The organism is Bacillus badius NBRC 15713, assembly GCF_001591605.1.
Classification (GTDB): domain Bacteria; phylum Bacillota; class Bacilli; order Bacillales; family Domibacillaceae; genus Pseudobacillus; species Pseudobacillus badius.
This window is the reverse complement of the sequence record NZ_BCVF01000004.1, coordinates 30462-51914: the sequence shown is the minus strand read 5'-3', so window position 1 is coordinate 51914 and position 21453 is coordinate 30462. Positions and strand designations below refer to the sequence as shown.

The 21453-nt window shown below is 47.2% G+C and carries 18 protein-coding genes; 17 read left to right on the top strand and 1 reads right to left on the bottom strand.

Annotated elements, in window-relative coordinates; genetic code table 11:
- Nucleotides 1-45 precede the first annotated feature (45 nt).
- The 8 genes from BBA02S_RS03195 to pyrE are packed head-to-tail and all read left to right on the top strand — an operon-like array spanning nucleotide 46 to nucleotide 9541.
- Complete coding sequence (locus BBA02S_RS03195) at nucleotides 46-978, top strand: aspartate carbamoyltransferase catalytic subunit (protein ID WP_041113192.1); 933 nt, start codon at nucleotides 46-48, stop codon at nucleotides 976-978.
- On the top strand, nucleotides 941-2227 hold the full coding sequence (locus BBA02S_RS03190) for a dihydroorotase (protein WP_041099861.1): 1287 nt from the start codon (nucleotides 941-943) through the stop codon (nucleotides 2225-2227). The genes BBA02S_RS03195 and BBA02S_RS03190 overlap by 38 nt, the downstream gene beginning before the upstream one ends.
- The gene (locus BBA02S_RS03185; protein ID WP_156136646.1) at nucleotides 2224-3315 is read left to right on the top strand and encodes a carbamoyl phosphate synthase small subunit; all 1092 of its coding nucleotides are present in this window, start codon (nucleotides 2224-2226) and stop codon (nucleotides 3313-3315) included. The genes BBA02S_RS03190 and BBA02S_RS03185 overlap by 4 nt, the downstream gene beginning before the upstream one ends.
- Nucleotides 3308-6526 carry a carbamoyl-phosphate synthase large subunit gene (carB, locus tag BBA02S_RS03180; RefSeq protein ID WP_041113093.1) on the top strand — a complete coding sequence of 1073 codons (3219 nt, stop codon included), beginning with the start codon at nucleotides 3308-3310 and terminating at the stop codon, nucleotides 6524-6526. Before BBA02S_RS03185 ends, carB begins: the two co-directional genes overlap by 8 nt.
- Nucleotides 6523-7302 (top strand): dihydroorotate dehydrogenase electron transfer subunit, encoded by a 780-nt coding sequence (locus BBA02S_RS03175; RefSeq protein ID WP_041099865.1) that lies wholly within the window; start codon nucleotides 6523-6525, stop codon nucleotides 7300-7302. The genes carB and BBA02S_RS03175 overlap by 4 nt, the downstream gene beginning before the upstream one ends.
- A complete protein-coding gene (locus BBA02S_RS03170; protein ID WP_041099867.1) occupies nucleotides 7299-8240 on the top strand; it encodes a dihydroorotate dehydrogenase in 942 nt (313 codons plus the stop codon). Before BBA02S_RS03175 ends, BBA02S_RS03170 begins: the two co-directional genes overlap by 4 nt.
- Nucleotides 8212-8928: an orotidine-5'-phosphate decarboxylase gene (gene pyrF, locus BBA02S_RS03165; RefSeq protein WP_041099869.1), complete on the top strand. Its 717-nt coding sequence runs from the start codon at nucleotides 8212-8214 to the stop codon at nucleotides 8926-8928. Before BBA02S_RS03170 ends, pyrF begins: the two co-directional genes overlap by 29 nt.
- Nucleotides 8918-9541 (top strand): orotate phosphoribosyltransferase, encoded by a 624-nt coding sequence (gene pyrE, locus BBA02S_RS03160; protein WP_041099871.1) that lies wholly within the window; start codon nucleotides 8918-8920, stop codon nucleotides 9539-9541. Before pyrF ends, pyrE begins: the two co-directional genes overlap by 11 nt.
- 127 nt (nucleotides 9542-9668) lie before the next feature.
- Here the strand turns inward: pyrE and BBA02S_RS03155 are convergent, their stop codons facing one another.
- A complete protein-coding gene (locus BBA02S_RS03155) occupies nucleotides 9669-11378 on the bottom strand; it encodes an Rqc2 family fibronectin-binding protein (protein WP_041113094.1) in 1710 nt (569 codons plus the stop codon).
- 120 nt (nucleotides 11379-11498) lie between these two features.
- Between BBA02S_RS03155 and BBA02S_RS03150 the strand changes: the two genes are divergently transcribed.
- The 9 genes from BBA02S_RS03150 (at nucleotide 11499) to fmt (ending at nucleotide 21450) form a co-directional block, all read left to right on the top strand.
- On the top strand, nucleotides 11499-14177 hold the full coding sequence (locus BBA02S_RS03150) for a cation-translocating P-type ATPase (protein ID WP_041113095.1): 2679 nt from the start codon (nucleotides 11499-11501) through the stop codon (nucleotides 14175-14177).
- Between the two features lie 75 nt (nucleotides 14178-14252).
- On the top strand, nucleotides 14253-15128 hold the full coding sequence (locus tag BBA02S_RS03145) for a YicC/YloC family endoribonuclease (protein ID WP_041099877.1): 876 nt from the start codon (nucleotides 14253-14255) through the stop codon (nucleotides 15126-15128).
- 45 nt (nucleotides 15129-15173) lie between these two features.
- Nucleotides 15174-15449, top strand: a complete 276-nt coding sequence (gene remA / locus BBA02S_RS03140) for an extracellular matrix/biofilm regulator RemA (protein ID WP_041099879.1) — start codon at nucleotides 15174-15176, stop codon at nucleotides 15447-15449.
- On the top strand, nucleotides 15446-16060 hold the full coding sequence (gmk, locus tag BBA02S_RS03135) for a guanylate kinase (protein ID WP_041099881.1): 615 nt from the start codon (nucleotides 15446-15448) through the stop codon (nucleotides 16058-16060). The genes remA and gmk overlap by 4 nt, the downstream gene beginning before the upstream one ends.
- A 1-nt stretch (nucleotide 16061) precedes the next feature.
- Complete coding sequence (gene rpoZ / locus BBA02S_RS03130) at nucleotides 16062-16289, top strand: DNA-directed RNA polymerase subunit omega (protein ID WP_041099883.1); 228 nt, start codon at nucleotides 16062-16064, stop codon at nucleotides 16287-16289.
- Nucleotides 16290-16360: 71 nt separating this feature from the next.
- A complete protein-coding gene (gene coaBC / locus BBA02S_RS03125) occupies nucleotides 16361-17581 on the top strand; it encodes a bifunctional phosphopantothenoylcysteine decarboxylase/phosphopantothenate--cysteine ligase CoaBC (RefSeq protein ID WP_041099885.1) in 1221 nt (406 codons plus the stop codon).
- Entirely contained in the window at nucleotides 17572-19983 is a 2412-nt protein-coding gene (gene priA / locus BBA02S_RS03120; RefSeq protein ID WP_041099887.1) for a primosomal protein N', read from the top strand. The genes coaBC and priA overlap by 10 nt, the downstream gene beginning before the upstream one ends.
- A 40-nt stretch (nucleotides 19984-20023) precedes the next feature.
- On the top strand, nucleotides 20024-20509 hold the full coding sequence (gene def, locus BBA02S_RS03115; protein WP_041113096.1) for a peptide deformylase: 486 nt from the start codon (nucleotides 20024-20026) through the stop codon (nucleotides 20507-20509).
- Complete coding sequence (gene fmt, locus BBA02S_RS03110) at nucleotides 20506-21450, top strand: methionyl-tRNA formyltransferase (RefSeq protein WP_041099891.1); 945 nt, start codon at nucleotides 20506-20508, stop codon at nucleotides 21448-21450. The genes def and fmt overlap by 4 nt, the downstream gene beginning before the upstream one ends.
- Nucleotides 21451-21453: the final 3 nt, after the last annotated feature.

Genomic DNA, 21453 nt, shown 5'->3' with positions numbered 1-21453 from the left:
TTAGAAAAGGGTGTTTTTTTTATGAAAAATGGAGGCGGAGAAATGATGAGGCAAAATTTAGTTTCAATTAAGGATATGAATAAAGATGAAATTCTGTTAATATTAATGCAAGCGCAGAAATTCTCTCAAGGTGAAAGCTGGCGAGCAGGCGAGCAGACATTTGTTGCTAATTTGTTTTTTGAAGCCAGCACGCGCACAAAGACGAGCTTTGAAGTGGCCGAGCGCAAATTAGGCCTTGAGGTCATCCCGTTTGAAGCAGGAAGTTCCAGCGTGTTAAAAGGAGAAACGTTGTACGATACAGTCCGCACGCTTGAATCAATCGGTGTCAATGCCGTCGTCATCCGCCACAAAGAAGATCAATATTATAAGCAACTTGTAAATAAAGTAAATATCCCGGTTATTAACGCAGGAGACGGCTGCGGACAGCATCCTACCCAGTGCCTGCTCGACTTGTTTACAATCCAGCAGGAGTTTAACCGGTTTGAAGGATTAAAGGTCGGAATTGTTGGGGATATCCGCCACAGCCGGGTCGCACGTTCCAATGCGGAATCTCTTCGCAAGCTGGGAGCGGACGTTCGCTTTTCAGGACCGCCAGAATGGTTTGCTGATGACTATTTAACAGCTGGTGACTATATGGAGCTGGACCGCCTGGTAGAAGAGGTAGATGTCTTGATGCTTCTGAGAATTCAGCATGAACGCCATGATGGCGGAGCAGAGATGACAAAAGAAGACTACCATCAAATGTATGGCTTAACAGTAGAGAGGGAGCAAAGGATGAAGCCGGGAAGCATCATTATGCATCCTGCTCCGGTAAACAGGGATGTAGAGATTGCGGATGGTCTTGTCGAATGCAGCCGGTCCCGTATTTTTAAACAAATGGAAAATGGTGTGTTCGTGAGAATGGCTGTTCTAAAAAAAGTGCTGGAAGGGAGCAATTCAAATGAATTGGTTAATCAAAAATGGCAATATTCTTGCTGAAAACGGTGAGTTCATCAAACGTGATGTGCGAGTAGAAGGAACAAAGATTGCAGAAATCGGGGAAGACCTCAAAGCGAACGGCGAAAAAGTCCTGGATGCGGAAGGACAGCTGGTTGTTCCTGGCCTGATTGATTTGCACGTTCATTTGCGCGAGCCGGGAGGCGAACACAAGGAAACGATTCAAACAGGCACGCTGGCAGCGGCGGCAGGCGGTTTTACTACAATTGCTGCTATGCCAAACACGCGCCCTGTTCCAGACACAGTGGAAAATTTAACAAGCTTAAACCGCCGCATCGAAGAAACTTCCCATATCCGCGTGCTTCCGTATGCATCGATTACAATTCGGGAAGCCGGGAAAGAATTAACAGATTTTTCGAGCTTAAAAGAGACTGGAGCGTTTGCTTTCACGGATGATGGAGTGGGCATCCAGCAGGCAGGAATGATGTATGAAGCAATGAAACAGGCGGCAGCCATCGGAGCAGCAGTAGTCGCTCACTGTGAGGACAACTCGCTGATTTACGGAGGAGCCGTCCACGATGGAAAGTTTGCCGCAGAACATAATATCCCTGGCATTCCTTCCATTTGTGAATCTGTACATATCGCCAGAGATGTGCTGATTGCTGAGGCGGCAGGGTGCCACTACCATGTTTGCCATATCAGTACGGAAGGATCCGTAAGAACGGTGAGAGATGCGAAAAAAGCAGGCATCCGCGTAACTGCGGAAGTAACGCCGCATCACTTGCTGCTTTGCGATGAAGATATGCCGGGAGCAGACACAAACTTCAAAATGAATCCGCCGCTGCGGTCCAGAAAAGACCAACAGGCCTTAATTGACGGCTTGCTGGACGGAACGATTGATTTTATCGCGACGGATCATGCTCCGCATACAGCAGAGGAAAAAGCGGCCGGCATGCAGACAGCTCCATTCGGCATTGTTGGTTTAGAAACAGCGTTTCCGCTTTTGTACACGCATCTTGTGAAAAAAGGGCTTATTACATTACAGCAGCTTGTAGATTGGATGACAGTGAAGCCGGCACAAGCGTTTGGGCTGCCTTATGGAACCCTCGAAGCAGGAGCCACTGCTGATATCACAGTGATTGATTTGCAAGCTGAAAAGGAAATTGATCCCGAAACGTTTTATTCCAAAGGGAAGAATACACCGTTTGCGGGCTGGAAGTGCAGCGGCTGGCCAACAGCCACAATCTCAGAAGGTAAACTCGTATGGCAGGAAGGAAAGGTGCAAGTATGAAAAAACAGCTTATTTTAGAAGATGGAACGGTCTTTATCGGCGAAGGTTTTGGAAGCGATAAAGAGATTATTGGAGAAGTGGTATTTACAACTGGAATGACCGGTTATCAGGAAGTGTTATCCGATCCGTCTTATTGTGGACAAATTGTTACTTTTACGTATCCGCTAGTCGGAAACTACGGCATTAACCGTGACGATTTTGAAACGATCCGTCCTGCTGTAAAGGCGTTAGTCGTGAAGGAAGCAGCTGATTTTCCTTCAAACTTCCGAAGCGAAATGTCCCTTGACGAGTATTTAAAAATGAAGCAGATTCCCGCCATTTGCGGCATCGATACAAGAAAATTAACGAGAATTATCCGCCGGTACGGCACATTAAAAGGAGCGATCGTATCTGTTGAGGAAAAAGCGGAGGAAGTGATTCACCGCCTGCAGGCAGCGGTTCTCCCGACTGACCAGGTAGACCAAGTATCAACTAAATCCGCTTACCCGAACCCAGGACGAGGCTATCGCGTGGTGTTGATGGACTTTGGTATGAAGCACGGCATCCTGCGCGAATTAAACAACCGTGACTGCGATATCATCGTTGTCCCGCACGACACAACAGCTGAAGAAATTCTGCAGCTGAATCCGGACGGCATTATGCTGTCGAACGGACCGGGGGATCCAAAAGATGTCCCGCATGCGATTGAGACTGTAAGCAAGCTGATTGGAAAAGTGCCAATCTTTGGCATCTGTCTTGGGCACCAGCTTTTTGCCCTGGCATCCGGGGCCGATACATTTAAATTGAAATTCGGACACCGCGGCTCCAATCACCCGGTGAAAGACTTGGCTACAGGAAAAACCGCCCTTACATCCCAAAACCACAGCTATGCAGTGGATGAAGAAACAATTGCGAATACAGAACTCAAGATTACTCACGTTGCGCTCAATGACGGAACGATTGAAGGATTGGCCCATAAAAAATATCCGGCTTTCACTGTTCAATATCATCCGGAAGCATCGCCTGGGCCGGAAGATGACAACCATTTATTCGACCGCTTTATCAACATGATGAAAGAACACGCTGGGAAGGAGCTTCAACATGCCTAAACGTACAGATATTAAAAGCATATTAGTAATTGGATCCGGACCGATTGTTATCGGCCAGGCAGCAGAATTTGATTACGCAGGAACACAAGCTTGCTTAGCCTTAAAAGAAGAAGGGTACCGTGTTATTCTTGTGAATTCTAATCCTGCGACGATTATGACAGATACAGAAATTGCTGATGCTGTGTATATCGAGCCCATCACGCTTGAATTTGTCAGCCGCATTATTCAAAAGGAGCGCCCGGATGCTATTCTGCCGACGCTTGGCGGACAAACAGGTTTGAATATGGCAGTTGAACTGGCAAAAGCAGGTGTTCTTGATGAGTATGGAGTGAAAGTGCTCGGCACTAAACTGTCTGCGATTGAGCAGGCCGAAGACCGTGATTTGTTCCGTCAGCTAATGAACGAATTGAATGAGCCGGTGCCAGAAAGTGAAATCATCCATACGCTGGAAGAAGCCTATACGTTTGTTGAGAGAATTGGCTACCCAGTGATTGTCCGTCCGGCCTATACGCTTGGCGGTACAGGCGGCGGAATTTGTACGAACGAGGAAGAACTGATCGAGACAGTAACGAGCGGCTTAAAGTACAGCCCGGTTACGCAATGTCTGTTGGAGAAAAGCATTGCTGGCTATAAAGAGATTGAATATGAAGTGATGCGCGATTCAAATGACAATGCTATTGTCGTTTGTAATATGGAAAACATTGATCCGGTAGGGGTCCATACAGGGGACTCGATCGTTGTGGCTCCAAGCCAAACGCTAAGTGACCGTGAATATCAGATGATGCGCAATACATCATTGAAAATTATCCGTGCGCTCGGCATCGAAGGCGGCTGTAACGTGCAATTGGCACTTGATCCGCACAGCTTCCAATATTACATCATTGAAGTAAACCCGCGTGTCAGCCGTTCATCTGCCCTTGCTTCTAAAGCGACAGGTTATCCAATCGCTAAGCTGGCAGCCAAAATCGCTGTCGGATTAACGCTTGATGAAATGAAAAACCCGGTAACAGGAAAAACATACGCCTGCTTTGAGCCGGCCCTTGACTATATTGTCTCCAAAATACCAAGATGGCCATTTGACAAGTTCGAATCAGCAAACCGTACGCTTGGCACGCAAATGAAAGCGACAGGAGAAGTAATGGCGATCGGCCGTACGCTTGAAGAATCGATTCTGAAGGCTGTTCGTTCCTTGGAAAGCGGAGTTTATCACCTTCAGCTTGATGATGCTGAAGAAATAAGTGATGCGCTGATTGAAAAGCGGATTCGAAAAGCGGGAGATGAAAGACTGTTCTATATTGGCGAGGCGCTGCGCCGCGGCGTTGCGATTGAGACGATTCATGAATGGTGTGAAATAGACCTTTTCTTCTTAAAGAAGTTTTCTAATATCGTAGAGTTTGAAAAGGAAGTGGCTGCACACCCATTTGATGCCGAGGTGGCGAGGAAAGCTAAAGAGATGGGCTTTGCCGACCCTGTTATTGCCGCACTTTGGGGCGTGAAGGAAAAAGAAGTATACGACTGGCGCAAAGAGAACCAGTTGATCCCAGTTTATAAAATGGTGGATACGTGTGCGGCTGAATTTGAATCAGCGACTCCATATTACTATGGAACGTATGAGGAAGAGAATGAGTCGATTGTTACTGACCGGAAAAAAGTGGTCGTGCTCGGATCGGGACCAATCCGCATCGGACAAGGGGTAGAATTTGATTATGCAACGGTGCACTCTGTCTGGGCAATTAAGGAAGCGGGCTACGAGGCGATCATTATTAACAACAACCCGGAAACAGTGTCTACAGACTTTAGCATCTCCGATAAGCTGTACTTCGAGCCGCTGACTATTGAAGATGTGATGCACATTATCGATTTAGAGCAGCCGGAAGGGGTAGTTGTCCAATTCGGCGGCCAAACGGCTATCAATCTGGCTGAGAAATTAGTGCAGCATGGAGTAAAGATACTCGGTACAACAGTCGAAGATCTTGACCGGGCAGAAAACCGGGATAAGTTTGAGCAGACGCTTCAATCTCTCGGTATCCCGCAGCCGCTAGGGAAAACCGCTTTCTCTGTTGAAGCTGCAGTAGAAATTGCTAAAGAGATCGGCTATCCAGTTCTTGTCCGCCCATCTTATGTGCTTGGCGGCCGGGCAATGGAAATCGTCTATAAAGAAGCCGAGCTGCTTCATTATATGAAAAACGCCGTCAAAGTGAATCCGGAACATCCGGTACTGATTGACCGCTACTTAACTGGCAAAGAAATTGAAGTGGATGCCATTTCCGACGGTACAGATGTAGTGATCCCGGGCATCATGGAGCATATTGAGCGGGCAGGTGTACACTCCGGTGACTCAATTGCTGTCTATCCGCCGCAGCAGCTGACAAAAGAGCAAAAAGAAACGATTGTCGATTACACTATCAAGCTGGCAAAGGGCTTAAACATCGTTGGATTGCTTAATATCCAGTATGTTATATCCAAAGGAGAGGTGTTTGTACTGGAAGTGAACCCGCGTTCCAGCCGTACAGTGCCATTCCTTAGCAAAATCACTAACATTCCAATGGCCAATCTGGCTACAAAAGCGATTCTTGGGCATTCTCTGCACAGCCAGGGCTACGAAACCGGCCTTGTAGAGGAAGAGAGCGGCGTATTCGTCAAGGTGCCGGTTTTCTCCTTTGCTAAGCTGCGCCGGGTGGACACAACACTTGGACCGGAAATGAAGTCAACGGGTGAAGTTATGGGGAAAGATACAACGGTGGAAAAAGCACTGTATAAAGGGCTTGTCGCTGCTGGCATTAAAATCCCTACTAAAGGAACTGTCTTGTTGACGGTAGCGGATAAAGATAAGGAAGAAGCGCGTGCATTGGCCAAACGGTTCTATAATATCGGCTATAAGCTGCTTGCTACCCACGGTACGGCGCAGTATTTAACAGAAGCGGGTATTCCTGCAGAAACAGTGGCTAAGATTGGGGCGAAAGGGCCGGATATCCTTGATACAATTCGCTCAGGCGAAGCCCAATTCGTTATCAACACATTAACTAGAGGCAAGCAGCCGGCGCGGGACGGCTTCCGGATTCGCCGGGAAACAGTAGAAAACGGCATTCCGTGCTTAACTTCACTTGATACGGCAGAGGCGATTTTGCGTGTGCTGGAATCCATGATTTTCTCAGCAGAATCGATGCCAAAGGCAGGGACTTCTAAAACGTCCGAGGCGGTGCTGTTATGATCAAAAAAGAATGGATGACGGTATTTTCTCAAAAAAAACTTGCTAAAAATATTTATGAGCTCACCCTTCAAGGTGAGCTTGTACAGGAGATGAACGAACCAGGCCGGTTCGTTCATCTTAAAGTAAGCGGACAAACAGTACCGCTGCTTCGCCGGCCCATCAGTATTGCAAACATTGATCAAGCCAATTCCCGCTTCACGATGATTTATCGTGCGGAAGGAGAAGGGACGAAGCTGCTTTCAGAAAAAAAAGCAGGAGAGACCGTTGATGTGCTTGGTCCGCTTGGCCATGGCTTCCCGGTAGAGGAAGCACAGGCGGGAGAAACGGCTATTTTAGTCGGGGGCGGCATCGGCGTGCCGCCGCTGTATGAGTTATCTAAGCGGCTGAATGAAAAAGGCGTACAAACGATTCATGTGCTCGGTTTTCAATCAGCGGACGTTGCTTTTTATGCAGAGGAGTTTTCTCAGCTTGGGGCCACTTATGTGGCAACTGTTGACGGCTCGCTCGGCACTAAAGGATTTGTCACCAATGCGATTGATGAGTTTGGCTTGAAAGCAGACATCTTATATTCCTGCGGCCCGGTGTCGATGCTTAGAGCACTGGAAGAACGGCAATTAACGAAAAAAGGGTTTATTTCACTGGAGGAGCGGATGGGCTGCGGCATTGGCGCCTGCTTCGCCTGCGTCTGTCATATCCAAAACGATCAGACAGGTACGGAATACCGCAAAGTTTGCAGCGACGGGCCTGTATTCCCGATGGGAGAGGTGGCTTTATGAGTAGATTAGAAACGAAACTGCCTGGTTTAACATTAAAAAATCCTGTAATGCCGGCATCCGGCTGCTTCGGCTTCGGTCGGGAGTTTAGTCAGCTGTACGATTTGAGTATTCTTGGGGCGATTATGATCAAAGCAACAACAGAAGAGCCGCGCTTTGGCAACCCAACTCCGCGTGTAGCGGAAACACCGGCAGGCATGTTAAATGCCATCGGGCTGCAAAATCCAGGGCTCGAAAAAGTAATGGAGCAGGAAATTCCGTGGCTTTCCCAATATAGAGTGCCTATTATTGCAAACGTAGCAGGTTCACAGGTAGAAGATTATGTAGAGGTAGCCAAGACAATTTCCGGCTCTCCCCACGTTCAAGCACTAGAGTTAAATATCTCTTGCCCAAATGTAAAGACAGGGGGCATCGCTTTCGGTACAGTACCAGAAACAGCAAAGCATTTAACGAAAAAAGTAAAAGAAGTTTCTGAGGTTCCTGTCTATGTCAAATTGTCCCCGAATGTCTCTAACATTGTAGAAATGGCAAAAGCGGTCGAGGACGGCGGAGCAGACGGGCTAACGATGATTAATACGCTGCTTGGCATGCGCATTGATTTAAACACAGGAAAGCCGATTTTGGCAAATCGGACCGGCGGCCTATCCGGCCCGGCGATCAAACCGGTAGCTATTCGAATGATTTATGAAGTCAGCCAGCAGACGGATCTTCCGATTATCGGCATGGGAGGCATTTCCACAGTGGAGGACATCATCGAATTTTACATGGCGGGTGCCAGCGCAGTAGCTGTAGGCACAGCAAATTTTTCCAACCCGTTCATTTGCCCGGAATTGATTGAGGAGCTGGATCATTACTTGGAAGCGAATCATATTGATCATATCAGCGAGTTAACTGGAAGGAGCTGGGGAGCGGATGGAAAAAGAGCCTATCATTGCTCTTGATTTTCCTGCATGGCAGGATACTGAACAATTTTTGCAACTCTTTTCTAAGGAATCACTATATGTAAAAGTAGGAATGGAACTGTATTTGCAAAATGGACCGGTCATCATTGAAAAATTAAAAGAAATGAATCACCGGATTTTCTTAGATTTAAAGCTGCATGATATCCCCAACACTGTACAGCACGCGATGAAGGGTCTTGCGAATCTGGGAGTTGATATGATCAACGTGCACGCTGCCGGCGGCGAGAGAATGATGGCAGCGGCGAGAGAAGGATTAGAGCAAGGGGCACCGGGAAACAGACCGCTGCTTCTCGCGGTTACGCAGCTCACCTCCACTTCTGAAACACAAATGCATCGTGAGCAACTTATACCCGTTTCTTTAGAGGAATCGGTGCTTCACTATGCCAAGTTAACAAAAGCGGCGGGCTGCGATGGTGTTGTGTGCTCAGTCCATGAAGCAGCCCGCATCGGCGAAGTGTGCGGAGCGGAATTTGTAAGAGTCACACCAGGAATCCGAATGAAGGAAGATGAAGCAAACGATCAAAAGAGGATAGCTGATCCTGCTGGGGCCAGAGCGCTTGGCTCCTCTATGATTGTTGTCGGGCGCTCGATCACGAAAGCGGCCGATCCGGTTAAAGCTTATCAAAAAGTAAAGCAGCAATGGGGAGAGATGACAGATGTTAAATAAAGAGATTGCCGAACAGTTACTTGATATTCAAGCCGTTTTTTTACAGCCAAATGAGCCGTTTACCTGGTCTTCAGGAATCAAGTCGCCTATTTACTGCGATAATCGTTTGACCTTGTCTTACCCAAGCACGCGAAAAACGATTGCCAAGGGCCTTGTTTCATTGATTAAGGAACATTACCCGGAGGCTGAACTGGTAGCCGGCACAGCGACAGCCGGTATTCCGCATGCTGCCTGGGTGAGTGATCTGATGGACTTGCCGATGTGCTATGTCCGTTCAAAAGCAAAAGGACACGGGAAAGGCAACCAAATTGAAGGCAAGGCAGAGCCAGGAACGAAAGTAGTTGTTGTGGAAGATTTGATTTCTACGGGCGGAAGTGCCATTACAGCAGTAGAAGCTCTCCGGGAAGCCGGATGTGAGGTGCTCGGTGTCGTAGCGATCTTTACATACGAGCTGAAAGCTGGAAAAGATAAGCTTGAAGCTGCCCATGTCACTGCTCACAGCTTAAGCGATTATTCTGCCTTGATTGAGGTAGCGGTCGAGAAAGAATATGTAAAAGAAAGTGAGCTGGAAACGCTGCGTGAGTGGCAAAAACATCCTGCGGATTGGAAGTAAAGAGATCAAAGGAGCGGCTGCTCCAAAAGGTCATGAAAAATGACGTTTTGGAGCAGCCGCTCTTTCTTTTCAAAAACAAGCGGATCAGAATGAAGGCGGCCGTTTTCCGGCACTCCTTTCTCTGCGTTTACTGCTTTTTCATTTTCAGAACAAGATCTTCATCCGGAGTGACATAAACGGTTTGCTGATTATCGTAAATGACGAATCCCGGCTTGGCGCCGCCCGGTTTTTTGACGTGCCGCACTTTTGTAAAGTCAACCGGCACCGAGCTTGAAGATTTCGCTTTGCTGAAATAGGCTGCAAGATTAGCAGCCTCCAATATCGTTTCTTCTGTCGGTGCTTCACTTCGGATAACGACATGGGACCCTGGAATATCCTTTGTATGCAGCCAAATTTCATCGCGGCGGGCGAACTTATTCGTTAAATAATCGTTTTGTTTGTTGTTTTTGCCAACGAAAATAAGCGTGCCATCACTGGCTTCATATGTTTCAAGTGCAGGCTTATGATTCGCCGGCTTCTTTTTTCCAGAAGCTTTCGCTTTCATATAACCTTCATCTATTAACTCTTCGCGGATTTCCTCAATATCCTTAGGAGAGGCAGACTCAATCTGCTGCAGCAAATGGTCAATATAAGCAATTTCCTCTTTCGTGCTGTTGATTTGCTCAGAGACAGCCAAAAGGGCATTTTTCGCTTTTTGGTATTTTGAGAACAGCTTTTGAGCATTCTCTGACGGGGTCTTCTGCGGGTCTAAAGGAATCGTGACGGTGCCGCCGGCTTCGTCATAGTAGTTTACTACCTCTATTTCCTTCATTCCCTTTTTTGCCGCGTATAAATGGGCGGTCAAAAGCTCTCCGTATAGCTGAAAGCGATCAGCATGTTCAGCTTCCTCAAGTGTGCGTGCCAGCTTAATCAATTTAGTTTCATTTTTTTCTTTTTCGTTTTTTAACAAACGCTCAATATCATTTGCCTGCTGCTTCACTCTGTCACGGTCGGCTTTTCCGACATAAAAACGGTCCAGCAGTTCGCTTAACGAGTGAAAGGTTTTCCGTTCACCGGCCACATGCTGCAAATCCTTAAAGTAAAACGCTGATTTATGCTCGTTTTCAATTAAAGTCGGCGTGTAGTGATGTGCCCGTATCGGCTTCATCTCTTCTACAAAAGCATCAGGCACTGTTTCACGGTTGGCCAGCCCGCTTTTGCAGATGATTTCTTTAGCAATGAGCGGAGAAAAGCCGGAGAATGCAGCGACGAGCTGGCGGTCAAGGCGCCCGCTGTTAAAGTCTAATTGGCGGAGCACATCCTCTTTGTCAGCCTCAAGCGGGTCCGTTTTATCTTGCGCCGGGGGGTATACATAGTCGTAGCCTGGAAGAATGGTCCGGTAGCTGTTCACAGCTGCTGAAATATGCTTAATGCTATCAATGATCGTTCCTTTTTGCTGATCGGCAAGGATAACATTGCTGTGCCGCCCCATAATTTCCACATACAGCTGCTTATAGGCTGTATCGCCAATTTCATTTTTTCCTCTGAAATGAAAGATAATCAGCCGGTCCAGTCCGGCTTGGTCGATGGATTCCAATATAGCCCCTTCTAAATGCTTGCGCATCATCTTACAAAAAAGAGGAGGTTCTTTCGGGTTTTCATAGCTTTCTTCTGTCAGCTGTACTCTCGCATAAGATGGATGGGCTGAGAGCAGCAGCTTATGATTTTTTCCTTTCGCACGAATGATCAAAATCACTTCATTTTTATAAGGCTGGTGAATTTTATTCACCCGCCCTCCTTGAAGAGCGGCAGATAATTCTCTTGTCATCGCTCTCGTAAATAAACCGTCAAATGACATAGGCTGTCTTCCTTTTCTTGAACTTTAGTTAAAACTTAACTAAATGATAACATGTTTTGCTCCATGACTGAATAATCATGCTATGAGAAGAACAAGTTTGTCCATTAAAGGAGTGAGGAGATGAATTTTCACGAGCTGAAACAAGAAGAAGTAGAGACAAAACTTCAGACAAGCATTCAGCGCGGATTAACAACAGAGGAAGCACGAAGGCGGAAGGAGCAGTATGGGAGCAATGAGCTGACAGAGGGAAAGTTGCCTTCCGCCTGGGTGGTGTTTATCCGTCAGTTCAAGGATTTCATGGTTCTTGTGCTCATTGCAGCAACGGCCATCTCCGCTTTAATGGGGGAGTACATTGATTCTGTCGCCATTTTTGCCATTATCATTATTAATGGCGTTCTTGGGTTTTTCCAGGAAAGAAAGGCAGAAAAATCACTGCAGGCGCTGAAGGAGTTATCTGCTCCGCAGTCGCTTGCTTTACGTGACGGAGAATGGAAAAAAATAAACTCCGCTGACCTGGTAGCAGGGGATATATTAAAATTTTCTGCAGGAGATCGGATCGGAGCAGATGTCCGGCTGCTTGAAGCAGCCAATCTAGAAATTGAAGAGTCGGCAATGACCGGTGAATCTGTTCCTGTAGAAAAGCATGCTTCTCCGCTGAAAGGAGAAAATCCGGCTCTTGCCGATATGAAAAACATGGGGTTCATGGGCACTCTCGCTACCCGTGGAAGCGGAATCGGCGTCGTCACAGCTACCGGAATGAAAACAGCGATGGGCAATATTGCTTCTATGCTGCAAGCGGCACAACGATCGGAAACCCCGCTTCAGCGCCGGCTTGAACAGCTCGGAAAAATATTAATTGCGGCTGCCTTATTGTTAACGGTCCTTGTAGTGGCCATCGGTATTATTCAAGGCCACGAATTGTATACGATGCTGTTAACAGGGGTGTCACTCGCTGTTGCTGCTATACCGGAGGGGCTGCCGGCCATTGTAACGGTTGCCTTGTCGCTTGGTGTTCAGCGGATGATCAAACAAAAAGCGATCGTCCGTCAGCTCGCAGCTGTCGAAACATTAGGGTGCACCACTGTCATTTGTTCAGATAAGACGGGAACGATGACGCAAAATCAAATGACGGTCACTGACGCTTGGAGCGAAGGGAGACATTGGAGTATAAGCGGGAAAGGCTACGAGCCGAAGGGGAAATTCTTTGAAGAAACAAAGGAGGTGTCCCCTGCTGCCGAAAAAAGCTTGTATCAGCTGCTGACGTTCGGACTGCTTTGCAACCATGCGGAATTAAAAGAAAAAGAGAAGGAATTTGTCATTCAGGGAGACCCGACAGAGGGAGCCTTGCTGACAGCCGCCTTCAAGGCTGGATTAAGCCGGGATCAATTAGCAAAGACATTTACAGTAGAGCAGGAATTTCCTTTTGATTCGAAAAGGAAGATGATGACCGTTATCGTGAGAGATGCACAGGGCCAGCGTTTTTCTGTGACAAAAGGGGCTCCGGACGTTTTAATGGGAAGAAGCGATTATGTTTTATGGGAGGAGAAAAGGCAGCTTTTCTCCAAGCTATACAGGCAAAAAACAGAAGAGATGCTGCAAAAGCTTGCAGGAAGAGCGCTGCGGGTCATCGCTGTTGCTTACAAACCGTTAAAGGCAGCAGATACATTTCGCGATGCAGAGCAGGTTGAATCCGGCATGACATTTATCGGCATGCAAGGCATGATTGATCCGCCCCGGCCTGAAGTAAAGCAGGCCATCGCGGAATGCCGGCAGGCGGGCATTCGCACGATTATGATTACCGGCGATCACAAAGAAACGGCGGCTGCCATTGCCGGCGATTTAGGGCTTGCGAGCAAGCATTCAGATATTTTGGATGGAAAAGCACTCAGTGGAATGACGGATAAGGAGATGGAGGACGCCGCCGAGAAAACATCCGTGTATGCCCGGGTTTCGCCGGAGGATAAACTGAAAATTGTCAAAGCGCTTCAAAAGAAAGGGCACATCGTAGCGATGACGGGAGACGGGGTAAATGATGCCCCGGCGATCAAAACAGCAGACATTGGAATCGCTATGGGCATCACCGGGACGGATGTTGCCAAGGAGGCCTCTTCTTTAGTATTGGCTAACGATCATTTTGCCACAATTAAAGCAGCAGTAGAAGAAGGGCGGAACATTTACGAAAACATCCGTAAATTTATCCGCTATTTATTAGCGTCAAACGTTGGGGAAATTTTAGTTATGCTCTTTGCGATGATTTTAGGGCTGCCTCTGCCGCTTGTCCCTATCCAAATCCTATGGGTGAATTTGGTGACAGATGGCCTGCCGGCGCTGGCTCTCGGGCTCGATAAAGCGGAAGAGGATGTAATGAAACGGCCGCCTAGGCATCCGAAAGAGGGCGTATTTGCCAGAGGCCTGGCATGGAAAATTATTTCCCGCGGCTTTTTAATCGGAGCAGCTACACTCATCGCTTTCATCATTGCTTACCAGCAGCACGCGGACAATCTGATGTATGCTCAGACAGTAGCCTTTGCGACACTCGTAACGGCACAGCTGATCCATGTGTTTGATTGCCGGAGCGAAAAATCGGTGCTAGCCCGCAATCCGTTTGGGAATATGTATTTAATTGCAGCCGTTATTTCCTCCTTCCTGCTGATGGTGGCTGTTATTTATATTCCGCAGCTGCAAACAATCTTCCATACAACACCGCTCGCTCCAAGAGAATGGCTGCTTATTTTTGGAATTGGCGCTATCTCGACATTTTTGCTGGCTGGATCATTTTTTGCAAGAAAAAGAAAATAGAATATGATACAATATGAAAGGTAGTAGAGTGAACTCTATTGCCTTTTTATTATGTCGACAGGATGTGAGTGGCTGATGGTAACGAGCATGACAGGGTTTGGCAGAAGCAGGATAAAATCAGCCGATTGTGCGGTGGTTGTGGAAATGAAGTCCGTCAATCATCGGTTTAGTGAATTTCAAATAAGAATGCCAAGGCAATTAATAAAAATTGAAGATAAGATAAAGAAGGAACTGGCAACATACATACAAAGAGGACGGGTAGAGCTGTTTGTCACAATTGAAGGAGAAGGACTGACGCACCGCACCCTGCAAGCAGATTGGCAGCTGATAGATGAGTTCGTCCGCCTAATGGGGCAAATAGCAGAAAAATACGGTTTTCCAGGAAAGCCTGACTTGAAGGATTTGCTGCAGCGGCCGGATTTTATTACAATCGAAGAAAGCGAAGAGGAAAACTCCGCATTGGAGAAGCTTGTTCTGGAAACGGTTGTGTCCGCAGCAGAGCGTCTGCATGAGATGCGCCAGGCAGAGGGGCAGGAGCTAAAGAAGGACCTTCTTGTTTTATTATCCGGTTTAGCGCAGCGGCTTTTCGATATTAAAGAGCGAGCGCCGATCGTGATTGAAGCCTACAGCCAGCGGCTTGAACGGCGGATGAAAGAAATAGCGGCCGGGGCTTTTGATCAAGACCGGCTGGCAACAGAAGTAGCTGTATTTGCGGATAAATCGGACATACACGAAGAATGCATCCGGCTTGAGAGCCACATTCAGCAATTTCGCCAGGCGCTTGACCATGAAGGCCCAATTGGCCGCAAGCTTGACTTTATGATTCAGGAGATGAATCGAGAAGTGAATACGATCGGCTCTAAAGCGAATGATTCAATGATCAGTTCAGCTGTGGTTGATCTGAAAACAGGTCTTGAAAAAATGAGAGAGCAAGTGCAAAATATCGAATAATACGAGAGTGTAGACAATGTCTATTTTCTTAATTGGAGGAACTTTATGTCCATTCCATTTATTAATATCGGATTTGGCAATATCGTATCTGCAAATAGGATTGTATCTATCGTCAGTCCGGAATCAGCACCGATTAAGCGTTTTGTTCAGGAAGCGAGAGACGCAGGCACGCTGATCGATGCGACATATGGAAGAAGAACGAGAGCGGTGCTAGTAATGGACAGCGATCATGTGATTTTATCGGCTGTCCAGCCGGAAACGGTTGCCCAGCGAATTCTCTCCACAGAAGAAGTAACTGAAGAAGGGCAGGGAAAGGCATGAAAGAAAAAGGTTTGCTGATTGTTTTATCAGGGCCTTCCGGAGTGGGAAAGGGAACAGTAAGAAAAGAAATTTTCTCACAGCCGGATGTTAAGTTTGAATACTCGATTTCAATGACAACGCGTGCTCCGCGTACAGGAGAAGTGGATGGCATAGATTACTTTTTTAAATCAAGGGAAGAGTTTGAACAGCTGATTGCTGAGGGCAAACTGCTTGAGTATGCAGAGTTTGTCGGCAACTACTACGGCACTCCGGTTGATTATGTACGGGAAACGCTTGATGCCGGCCGTGATATTTTCCTTGAAATTGAAGTGCAGGGAGCCCAGCAAGTACGAGAGAAGTTTCCAGAAGGGCTATTTATTTTCCTGGCCCCTCCAAGCCTGTCTGAGCTTCACAGCCGCATCCTCACGCGAGGAACGGAGAGCGATGAGGTGATCAAAGGCCGAATGGAAAAAGCACGCAAGGAAATTGAAATGATGAATTTATATGATTACGTTGTGGAGAACGATGAAGTAGAAAAGGCGTGCAGCCGCATTCAATCGATTATTGTGGCCGAGCATTGCCGCCGGGAACGTGTACAGCACCGTTATAAAAAAATGTTGGAGAGTGATTAATATGCTATACCCTTCTATTGATAATTTGTTAACAAAAATTGATTCAAAATATTCCTTAGTCAGCATCGCTGCCAAACGTGCGCGCAGCCTTCAAGAGAACGATTCGACGCAGCTGCTCGATTCTTATGTTTCTCATAAATATGTTGGCCGTGCTCTTGAGGAAATTTATGCTGACCAGCTTATGATGAAAGAAAAAGACCAAGATCAGATTTATGATGACGAAGTATAAACAGCTTCAGAAATAACAACCTTTGGAAGGTTGTTATTTTTTTACTTAAGCAAAGAATTGGAGGGTTCATCGTGTTAAGTGGAAAGAAAATTTTGCTTTGTGTAACCGGAGGCATTGCTGTTTATAAGGCAGCGGCATTAACGAGCAAAATGGTGCAGGCAGGAGCTGAAGTGAAGGTGGCAATGACTGCTTCTGCTTGCGAGTTTGTCACACCGCTCACTTTTCAGGCGCTGTCCCGTAACGATGTCTACACAAACACATTTGATGAAAAGCACCCGGAAGTCATTGCTCACATCGATTTGGCTGACTGGGCTGACCTGATTATCGTAGCTCCAGCTACTGCTAATATGATCGGAAAGCTTGCTAATGGAATAGCAGATGACATGATTTCAACCACCCTGCTGGCTTCCACGGCGCCTGTTTGGATAGCACCTGCTATGAATGTGCATATGTACGAGCATCCGGCCGTACAGAAAAATCTCGCCGTACTTGCCAGCTTTGGCTGGCAGTTTATTGAGCCGGGAGAAGGCTTCCTTGCCTGCGGCTATGTGGGAAAAGGCCGTTTAGAAGAGCCGGAAAAAATCGTCGGTCTGATGGAACAATTCTTTAAACAAAAAGAAGAGCAGCCGCTGAAAAATAAAAAGATCATGATTACTGCGGGGCCAACGCGTGAAATTATTGACCCTGTACGCTTTTTGACGAACCGATCCACTGGAAAAATGGGATATGCATTAGCCGAGGCTGCCAGAGATATGGGAGCTGACGTGTATTTAATTTCAGGTCCTGTTGCTATTGATCCGCCGCGGGGAGTGGAAGTGAAAAAGGTGGAGAGCGCTGAGGAAATGTATCAGGCAGTGATGGAAAAGTTCTCTGCAAGCGATATCGTCATCAAAACAGCAGCTGTCGCTGATTACCGTCCCAAGGTTGTCTATGAGGAAAAAATGAAAAAGCAAGACGGCGACTTAACCATTGAAATGGAACGCACAAAAGATATTTTAAAAACGCTTGGCCAGGAAAAAACACATCAACTGCTTATTGGCTTTGCGGCAGAGACGGCTAATGTGGAAGAATATGCGCGCAAAAAACTGCAGACGAAGCAGGCGGATATGATTGTAGCGAATAATGTTAAGCTGGCCGGGGCTGGATTCGGTGCCGAGACGAATATCATTTCTATTTTTAAAAAAGACGGCACCCAGAAAGACTTTGACTTAATGACCAAACAAGCAGCAGCAAGGGAAATTTTATTGGAGGCAGCGGCCGATTTGCAAAAGGGTGAACATGTATGCAAGTAGCGAGCGTCATCGTGGATGTAGCAGCGAGGCAGACCGATAAAGAGTTTGATTATAAGATCCCGGAAAAATGGGAGGGGCTCATTCAGCCCGGCATGAGGGTCATCGTTCCGTTTGGCCCGCGAAAAATCCAAGGATTCGTTACAGCATTGAAAAATGCCTCAAGCGCCAAAAAACTCAAGTCGATTATTGAACCTATGGACTTGCTGCCCGTATTAAATCCGGAGCTTTTGAAGCTTGCTGACTGGCTCACAGAAACGACACTTTGCTTTAAAATTTCAGCTTATCAGGCGATGCTTCCTGCTGCGATGAAGGCAAAATATGAAAAGGTCTTCCGCCTTAGAGAAGCAGCAGCGTCTATGAATGAAGAACTCCTCAGCTTGTTTCACCGGCATGATGAAATCACTTGGGAAATGGCGGAAAAAGAGGGACTGCTTGCGGCTTTGCGTCAAGAAGTGAAGGCGAACCGGGCGGAGCTGATTTACAAAGTAACAAGCAAGGGAAAGAAAAAGAGCATTCGCATGATTGGACTGGCCTTATCAGACGATAAGCTGGCTGACAGCATGAACGCTCTTTCGGCAAACGCGCGCAAACAAAAAGATGTGCTGAGTTATTTACAGGCCGCGGAGCTTCCTTTGCTCCCCGCAAAAGAAGTGATGGAGCAAACCGGCACCTCGAACGGCACACTAAAAGCCTTGATCGAGAAAGGACTGCTCGTGGAGCGTTACCAAGAAGTCTATCGCGATCCTTATGAGAACAGGCAATTTGAGCAAACAGAACCGCTTCCGCTTACGGACCAGCAGCAAACGGCGATTGCTCCTATTCTAGGATCAATAGAAGATGTGCGGCATGAAACATTCCTGCTTTATGGAGTCACTGGCAGCGGAAAAACAGAAATTTATTTGCAATCGATTCAACGTGTATTGGAAAAAGGGAAAGAAGCGATCGTTCTTGTGCCTGAAATCTCGCTCACGCCGCAAATGGTCCATCGTTTCAAAGGGCGTTTTGGCGATGATGTCGCCGTCCTGCACAGCGGACTATCGGCCGGGGAAAAATATGATGAGTGGCGCAAAATTCAGCGTAAAGAAGTAAAGGTCGTTGTAGGTGCGCGGTCAGCTGTGTTCGCCCCCTTTGAAAATCTGGGAATTATTATTATCGATGAAGAGCATGAAACCAGCTATAAGCAGGAAGAAAATCCTCGTTATCACGCGCGGGAGACAGCAATTGAAAGGGCGAAGTTTTATCAGTGCCCCGTCATTCTCGGCAGCGCCACCCCGTCTTTAGAAAGTTTTGCCAGAGCCCAAAAAGGAGTGTATCAGCTTTTGTCGCTGCCTAACAGGATGAACAACCAGCGTCTCCCGGATGTCGAGATTGTTGATATGCGTGAAGAACTGCGCCATGGCAACCGTTCCATGTTTTCGCGCGCGCTGTTTGAGAAGCTGACAGACCGGTTGGAGAAAGGCGAGCAAACCGTTCTTTTTCTTAACCGGCGCGGCCATTCGTCTTTCATTATGTGTCGGGACTGCGGCTATGTCGCTGGATGTCCCCATTGTGATATTTCTTTAACGTATCACCGGTATAGCCATCAGATGAAGTGCCATTATTGCGGCTTTGAAGAGCCGGTTCCTTCCACTTGCCCTGAATGCCAAAGTGAGCACATCCGTTATTTTGGCACCGGCACACAAAAAGTGGAGGATGAATTAGGCAAACTGCTCCCGCAAGCGCGGGTGGTGCGCATGGATGTTGATACGACAAGCCGCAAAGGTTCTCATGAAAAGCTGCTCCAGCAGTTTGCGGAAGGAAAAGCGGACATTTTGCTGGGAACACAAATGATTGCCAAGGGGCTGGATTTTCCAAACATTACGCTTGTCGGGGTGCTGAGTGCGGATACGATGCTCCATATCCCTGACTTTCGCTCTGCAGAAAAGACCTTTCAGCTGCTGACGCAGGTCAGCGGCAGGGCTGGGAGGCACCAGCTTCAAGGAGAAGTAGTCATTCAGACGTACACACCTGACCATTACAGTATTCAGCTGGCCGGCAAGCAAGACTATGACCAATTTTACAAGGAAGAAATGGTCATGAGGAAACTGGGCAGCTATCCACCATTTTACTATTTGGCTCTAGTTACTGTCAGCCATGAGGATCTGCTGGCAGCATCAAGCGCAACGGAGAAAATTACTCACTATATTCAAGCCCGCTTGTCCAATGAGGCGATTATTCTTGGCCCGGTTGCTTCGCCGATTGCACGGATCAATAATAGATATCGTTACCAATGTTTGATAAAATACAAACGGGAACCAAAGTTGAACCATGTTTTAAAGTCAGTGATGGAGCATTATACAAAGCAGCATAATGATAAAGGTCTGCAAGTGGCAGTAGATGTAAATCCCTTTATTATGATGTAGAAGACAAAGCTGCTTGGTTGATCATTAGGGAGGATTATTTTTGGCACACTTACCTATCGTATATTACCCGGACGCCATTCTTGAGAAGAAATGCGAGCCGGTTACCGAATTTGATAAGAAATTAAAGAAGCTAGTACAAGATATGCACGAGACAATGATTGCAGCAGATGGCGTAGGTCTCGCAGCTCCCCAGATTGGAAGGGACCTGCAGCTTGCGATTGTTGATATTGAAGACGACCATGGGTTGATCACGCTGATCAATCCTGTCATTGAGGAAGCAAAAGGAAGCGACACAGATGTTGAAGGCTGTTTGAGTTTTCCAGGTTTATACGGCTACGTTACCCGTCCCTCTTATGTAAAAGTGAAAGCCCAAGATATAAAGGGCCGTTTTTTCACACTGACGGCACAAGGTTTTTTAGCGCGCGCCATCCAGCATGAAATCGATCATCTGCACGGCGTGTTATTCACGTCCAAAGTAGAGAAGTATGTGTCAGAAGAAGAATTAGAAGCGGAGGAGATGTCATGACAAAGATCGTATTTATGGGGACGCCTGACTTCTCTGTTCCGGTGTTAAGAACGCTGATTTCAGAGGGCTACTCTATTCAGGCGGTAGTCACCCAGCCGGACCGTCCAGTTGGCAGAAAACGGGTGTTGACACCCCCGCCGGTAAAGGTGGAGGCAATGAAGCACGATATTCCAATATTGCAGCCCGAAAAATTAAGAAATTCAGAAGAACTGCAGCAAATTATTCACCTGAAGCCTGACGTGATTGTCACAGCAGCTTACGGGCAGCTTTTGCCAAATGAGTTGCTTGATGCACCAAAATTTGGCTGTATTAATGTGCATGCTTCCCTGCTTCCGGAATTGCGCGGCGGTGCCCCGATTCATTATGCGATTCTGCAAGGAAAGAAAAAAACGGGCATTACCATTATGTATATGGCGGAAAAACTGGATGCCGGGGATATCATCAGTCAAACCGAGGTTATAATAGAAGAAACAGATCATGTCGGCAGTCTTCACGATAAATTAAGCGAAGCCGGTTCAAAGCTGTTAGCGGAGACATTGCCTAAGCTTCTGGCAGGCGAAGTTTCGCCAAAGAAGCAGGACGAATCACAAGCCACTTTTGCCTCCAATATTAAAAGGGAGCAGGAGAAAATTGACTGGAACAAAGCCGGCGAAGAAATTTATAATCACATTCGCGGTTTGCACCCATGGCCGGTTGCTTATACGACGCTGGACGGCCAAGTGATCAAAGTCTGGTGGGGAGAAAAAGTGCAGGCGGCTAAAGGCGCTGAACCGGGAACGATTATGGAATTGACAGCAGACGGCTTCGTTGTTGCTGCCGGAGATGAGACGGCTATTCTAGTGACAGATATACAGCCGGCCGGGAAGAAGCGGATGTCCGCGGAACAATATTTAAGAGGGGCAGGTTCACACTTGACCCCAGGCAAAAAGTTAGGGGAATAAGTA